4 protein-coding genes are annotated in these 6,487 nt (G+C 61.0%); 1 reads left to right on the forward strand and 3 read right to left on the reverse strand.

The features are described from left to right. Window positions 1–1,679: filamentous hemagglutinin N-terminal domain-containing protein (locus JOZ06_RS10500; RefSeq protein WP_293232160.1), on the reverse strand; the 1,679-nt coding region annotated here is incomplete at its 3' end. A gap of 15 nt (window positions 1,680–1,694) precedes the next feature. Continuing rightward, window positions 1,695–3,350, reverse strand: a complete 1,656-nt coding sequence (locus JOZ06_RS10505) for a ShlB/FhaC/HecB family hemolysin secretion/activation protein (protein WP_293232162.1) — start codon at window positions 3,348–3,350, stop codon at window positions 1,695–1,697. Window positions 3,351–4,105: 755 nt separating this feature from the next. On the opposite strand from JOZ06_RS10505, the gene JOZ06_RS10510 reads away from it, so the two are divergent. Further along, on the forward strand, window positions 4,106–5,503 hold the full coding sequence (locus JOZ06_RS10510; RefSeq protein ID WP_293232164.1) for an amino acid permease: 1,398 nt from the start codon (window positions 4,106–4,108) through the stop codon (window positions 5,501–5,503). Window positions 5,504–5,765: 262 nt separating this feature from the next. On the opposite strand, the gene JOZ06_RS10515 is transcribed toward JOZ06_RS10510, so the two are convergent. Continuing rightward, window positions 5,766–6,125, reverse strand: coding sequence for a transcriptional regulator (locus JOZ06_RS10515; protein ID WP_293232165.1), 360 nt, complete (start codon window positions 6,123–6,125; stop codon window positions 5,766–5,768). Between the last annotated feature and the right edge of the window lie 362 nt (window positions 6,126–6,487).

Genomic DNA, 6,487 nt, shown 5'->3' on the forward strand with positions numbered 1-6,487 from the left:
CTACCGGCTTGCAGCGTCAGCGCTGCTTGTTGGCCGCTGGCGAGCCAGCCGCCGTCGTTCTGCAGCTGGCCGTCGACCGTCAAGCTGAGGTTGCCGGCGCTGTCGATCTGGCCGCCTTGGCGGTTGTCGAGGCTGGCGGCGTGCACGGTCAGATTGCCTTGTTGGCCGAGCAGGCTGCCGCCGAGGTTGCTCAGCGCGCCGCTGACGTTCAGCGAGCCGTCGACCGCCGCATCTTGGATCAATGCGCCGTGATCGTTTTGCCAGGTGCGCGCGGCCAAGTCGAGCTGACCGCCTTCCCAGGCGCTATTGGTGCTCACGACTTGATCGGCGGACACCTGCAGCCGCTGGCCGGCGCCGAAGGTCGTGCCGGCAGTGTTGAGTACGCCGGTGCTCGCCAGTGCCAGCGTCCCCGGCGTGCGCAGGTCGGCGCCGGTCAGGTTCCATTGCGGCGCGCTACCGACAATGCCGCTGGCGGCACGCCAGGTCCCATGGGCGTCGACGTTGGTCGTGGCGCTGACCGTCAGCGTGCCGTCGCCGTCGAATTGCAGATTGCCGTCCACCCCGGCCAACAGGTTGCCCTGCGCCTGAATGACGGCCGCGTTCAGTTGCGCGTTGTGGCTTGCCAATAAGCTGCCTTGCTGTTGCAGTGTGCCGTCGCTGTGCACATTGGCGTCATGCTGCGCCAACACCGCGCCGGCCAGGGTCAAGTCACCGCTGCTGGACAGCTGCAAATCCCCCTGTCGCGCCAGCAAGGTGCCGGCGCTATTCACCCCCACGCCCTTCTCGGTGCCGATCAGGTGGATGGCGTTGGCGTACATGCCGCCCAGCGCCGCCACGTCGAGCGCCAGTTGCGGCGCCGGGGTGGCCGCTGGATCGGCGGCCAACGGGGTGGCACTCAGCGTGGCGGCGTCGACGTCGTTGCGCCCCAGCCGGATTTGCAGGTCGTTGGCGTGCAGATCGCCATTCACCTTCAAGGCGCGGGTGAGGATGGCGAAGCTGTCGGTTTGGCTGGCGTCGAGGCTGTCGACGCTGACCTGGCCGTCGCTGACATGAAAGCGCGCCAGGTTGCCCTGGCCGTCGAACACCGGCGTGCCGGTGGTCAGCGTCGCGCGTGCGGTGTTGATGAAGCCGCAGCCGCTGCAGGTAATGCCCCACGGGTTGGCGATCACCACGTCGGCGCGTTGGCCGGCCACTTCGACAAAGCCCTTCAATAGCGACGGGTTGGCCTGGGTCACCTCGTTGAGGATCACGCGCGCGCTGCCGTTCTTCAGGTTGGCGTTGCCGTTGACGTAGCCGCCCAGTTGCGTGTTGACGATGACCGCGCTGTTGTTGAGGATCGCGCCGTTGCCGCCGACGTTGAACTGCTGATATTGGTTGTGCGACACCCCGGCGCCGTTGGGCGCGGCGATCTGCACCAGCGGCACGCCGTTGGCCGCCTGTGTCACCGTCGGCTGTTTACCAGCCGGTGCGCCGCCATCGGCGGCGATGCCGTCGGCCAGCGCCGCGCTGCCCAGCGCCAGCATGGCGGCAAAGCTCAGCGCGCGCAGCGCGAAGGTTCCCGCCGGCGCGCTGCCCGGACCACGTTCGCCGGCTTTATGTTGTGCCGCCACGGTTTCGGCCACGGCCATCAGTTGTCCGCGAACGCGGTTGAAGACGATGCGATAGAGGTGTCGGTTCATGATCGGGACGCCGCCTCACCACTGCAGGGTGAGATTGAAGTGGGTAATCGACTGCCGTGCCCAGCCGTCCGGCAGGGTCAGCGGTTGTTCGTGACTGAGGTCGGCCGACAGGTGGCCGCCGAGGTTGGCGCGCAGCCCAATGGCGCCGCCGCTGATGCGCTGGGTCGACAGCGTACTGCCCGGGCTGCCGCCGACTTGGCCGGCGTCGAGGCCGAGGTAGGCCTCCCAGCCGCTGGCGCCCAGGGTCCAGCTCAGCTCGTTGCGCCAGCTCCAGCCGTTGTTGCCGTCCAGGCTGTCGGCGTCGAAGCCGCGCACGGTGTAATGGCCGCCGACGCCGAACTGGTCGGTGGCGAACAGCAGGCTGGGGCTGTATTGCCCCTTCAGGCCGACGCTATAGGCGCCTTGCTGGCCAAAGGCCTGCCACGGCAAGCGCCAATCCAGGCTGGCGCTGTAGATTTCCGGCCGCGCCGTCGGGCCGCCCAGTGTCGCCAAGCTGTCGTCCTGGCCGCCCCACAACGGCACGCCGCGGCTATAGCCCAGGCTGGCGTTGAGCACGCTGTCGCCCAGGTAGTGGCGGTGGTTGAGTTGCAGGCCGAGGTAGCTCAGGTCTTGCCGTTGCGTGACGAGCTCGCTGCCTTCGATGAAGCTGCGCGCCGCCTTGTGCGTCAGCGACAGCGCCAGCTCGGTCTTGCTGGTCTGGTCGCGGTGCAACAGCCGGGTCAGGGTGAATTGGCTGTTGCGGCTCAGGCCGGTGGAATCGAGCTGTTGCAGGCCGGTGTCGACGGTCTGGCGGTAGCCCGAGGTGCTGTAGCTGGCAAACGCGCTCCAGTTGCCCCAGGGCACCAGCCAGGAGACGGTTTGCGCTTGGCTACCCAGATGGCTGAACGCGCCGGCATCCTGGCTTTGGTTGAGGGTCAGTACATCATTGAGCTGCAGCAGGTCGTCGGCCACCACCTGCGCGGTGAGCTGGTTCTTGCCGGTGCTGGTTTGGCCGCTGTTCTCGACGGCCAGGCTCGCGTGCAGCGGCCGTGCTTGGGTCAGCGTCACCTCGACGATGCTTTCGCCCGGGGTATCGCCCGGCACCAGTTCCATCGTCGCTTGTTGCGAGCCCGGCCGTTGCAACTGCTCCAGCCCTTGCTCCAGGTCGCGCACGTTGAGCAGATCGCCCGGGCCGCTGGGGAAGGCGCTATCGAGTTCGCGCCGCGCGCTGCCGTCCTTGCGCCGGATCGCCTGGATACGCCCCGGCAGCACCACCAGATGCAGTTGCCCCGACTGCAGGTTCTGCTCCGGCACGTACACCCGGCTGGTGACGAAGCCGCGGGCGACGATGGCGTCGGTGAGGCTCGCCACCAGTTGATTGATGGCGCCGACATCCAGGCAGCGCCCCACGGCGCGCTGGGTCAGCGGCATGAGCCAAGCAAGCCAGTCGGCCGGCGCGCCGTCGAGCGCCACCTGGCGCACGGTAAAGCACGGCCCGCCCGGCGCCACGGCGGTGGCGGGCGCGCTCGCCGGCGGCGCGATGAACACGTCCGGCGCGCGCTGCTGCTGTTCGCGCAACCGATCGAGCTGCTGCTGTTGCTTGAGCCGGATCTGGTCGTCGCTCAATGGCGCGGCAAAGCCCCACACGGGCAACAAAAAAAGAAAACCGGCAAGCAGGCGTGCCGGCGACATGTGACGGATCATGACGAAACTTAACGAGCATTCAATATGTGTGAACGTTAAGTGAATGCCATGTAGATGATCAACTCTAAAAACGCCATTGCTTTGTCATTATTTAACCGGCCGGTAAAGCACCACTCCGTCAACAAAACAGCGTTTTATGTTCTGTTTCAACGCATTACATCGCGCACTTCATGTCACGCTGCAATATGAAAGCATTGACTTATATATAAGCGTACAATTTAAAAACATGGCTTTAAACTGCGTCCTTTTGGCCACAGTGATGAAGTGCATCAGACTTGATTGTTTTATCAATATTATTGATCTATCTAAACATGTTATTTCTTTTTATTGTATAACTGATTGTTATGATATACTCGCGCCTCTATTCCTCAAAGTGTCGTCACGGCAGGGCAGGGCGTTCTAATATTGTCATGTCGTTTTAAGGGCGGTCTTTATGCCGCCCTTTTTGTTTATTGCCAGACATTTCACTACTGATGACACATGGTTTTTTGTAAAGTAAGGTAACAAACTGGTTTTTCAGGGTAAATAGTCGTCGCAATTTTGCGACGCTAAGTGCTTTATGCATTTGGGGTTGGATATGCTGCATATCGCCGGTGTTATTGATCTTATTTTGATGTCATGTGGGGAATGCGCCAACATTCGTGTCATGAAAATGGCATTATCTGGCAATTTTCTTGACACATTGTCAGACAAGGCCTTAAAACAGCGGAGGACAATTTGATCACCACGCTGGAAAAAACATCATGAAAGATAATCCGGACGAGAAAACGCTTCATCGTGGCCTAGAGTCGCGACATATCGAACTGATCGCCCTAGGCGGCACCATCGGTGTCGGCCTGTTCATGGGCTCGGCCAGCACGCTGCACTGGGCGGGGCCGTCGGTGCTGTTGGCTTATGCCATTGCCGGTCTGTTCATCTTCTTCATCATGCGCATCATGGGCGAAATGCTCTACACCGAGCCGGTGGCCGGCTCGTTCGCCGTTTACGCGCATAAGTATCTGCACCCGTATTTTGGCTACTTGACCGCCTGGGGCTATTGGCTGATGTGGGTGGCGGTCGGTATCTCGGAAATCACTGCCGCCGGGGTCTATGTGCAGTATTGGTTCCCCGGTCTACCGCAGTGGGTGCCGGCGCTGGCCTTTGTCGGCATCCTGGCGGCGTCCAACTTGCTGGCGGTGCGCCTGTATGGCGAGTTTGAGTTCTGGTTCGGCCTGATCAAGGTTTCCACCATCGTGGTGATGATCCTGATTGGCTTGAAGCTGATTTTCGTCGGTAATGGCAGCATGCCTGCCACCGGTTTTGCCAACTTGACCGTGCATGGCGGCTTTTTCGCCGGCGGCTGGCAAGGCTTCCTGTTCGCCCTGTGTCTGGTGGTGGCCGCCTATCAAGGGGTGGAGCTGGTCGGGATTACCGCCGGCGAGGCCAAGAACCCGCAGGTCACGCTCAAACGCGCGGTCAACAATATCGTTTGGCGTATTCTGATCTTCTACATCGGCGCCATCCTGGTCATCGTCACCATCTATCCATGGAATCTGATCGGCACCACCGGCAGTCCGTTCGTGCTGACGTTCTCCAAGATCGGCATCACCGCCGCCGCTGGCATCATCAACTTCGTCGTGTTGACCGCCGCGCTGTCGGGTTGCAATAGCGGCATCTACAGCTGCGGCCGCATGCTCTACACGCTGTCGCAAAACCGTCAGCTGCCGGCCTTCCTGTCGCGCGTGTCCAAGGGCGGCGTGCCGGTCAACGCCATTTGGGTCACCATCGCATGTCTGTTGGCCGGTTCGGCGTTGAACTACATCATCCCCAATCCGGAACGCGTGTTCGTGTACGTCTACAGCGCCAGCGTTCTGCCGGGCATGGTGCCCTGGTTCGTCGTGCTGTTCTGCCAAGCGCGTTTCCGCCGTGCTCACGCCGCGGAAATGAAAGATCATCCGTTCAAGTCGGTGCTGTTCCCGCTGGCCAACTACCTGACCATCGCTTTCCTGGTGTGCGTGCTCGTCGGCATGCTGATCAACCCGGATACCCGGGTGTCGCTGATCGTCGGCACCTTGCTGCTGGCGGCGGTGTCGGTGTGCTACAAGCTGTTCGGCTTGGGGCAGAAGCAACGCGAGGCTGTATCGCAGGCTGAATCCGCCTGATTGGCGCTTGCCGCAAACAAAAAACCCGCGATTATCTCGCGGGTTTTTTTGCGGGTGTTGACAAACCCTTGCTCGCGAATCGATGGACAGACTGCGAAATCAGGTGTTTGGTGCAATGCCGCGCGTTGCGCGTCGATTGCACCCTACGCAACGGGACACCCCTTCGCGTAGGGCGCACTCGCCGAAGGCAGTGCGCCGCAGACAGTGCGGCATCATGCCCCCTCCCTTTTACGCTAAATCAACAGCCTGAAAAAAACCGTGATCATTCTCCGATTAGGACTTCCGCCGGAATGTGCAGTCCACGGTGAAGCCGCCTGATCATCGCCAAACTCAAGCCACGCTTGCGGTTCAGTACTTCGTATACCCGATTGGGGTTACCCAGGTAAGCCTTCATGTCGGCAATGGACAGCCCCTCCTGTTCCATGCGGAATTTGATCGCCTCGATCGGGTCGGGAAGAGGGAGTTGGTAATGCTTGCGTTCGTAAGCCTCAATCAGGGTCAACATAATTTCGAACTGCTCACCGTCCTCCGACTCGGGCTCCGGCTCATTCTCAAAGAAAGGCTCGACCGCTTTCAGGGCCGCCTGATAGTCATCCTCTGTTCGAATCAGCCGAATGCTCATGATCCACTACCTTTCCATGGCTCCGCGCCACTTCAATTTTTTAGCCCGTAACGAATGTTCTGGGTCATGCCGTCATAAGAGGGTGGTGCACTGCCTTCGGCGAGTGCACTCTACGCCAAGGGGGATGTTGTGTAGGGCTATCGGCGCGCAACGCGCGGCATTGCGCCGAACAGCGGACACCAGACCCTAAGAGGGTCGATAGTGGGAGGAGGTTTCATTGCGCACAAAATATGACCGCGATCAATTTGTGAATGTCATTAAAATAATACATTGGCATCATAAAACAACGATGTATTTGCGGCATTTGAGGAAGAGAATCGATGGGGGGGAATCATTCGGCCCGGCGCTTTGTCTGGGCGTGT

The organism is Paludibacterium sp., from assembly GCF_019232825.1.
In the GTDB taxonomy this organism is placed as follows: Bacteria; Pseudomonadota; Gammaproteobacteria; order Burkholderiales; family Chromobacteriaceae; genus Paludibacterium.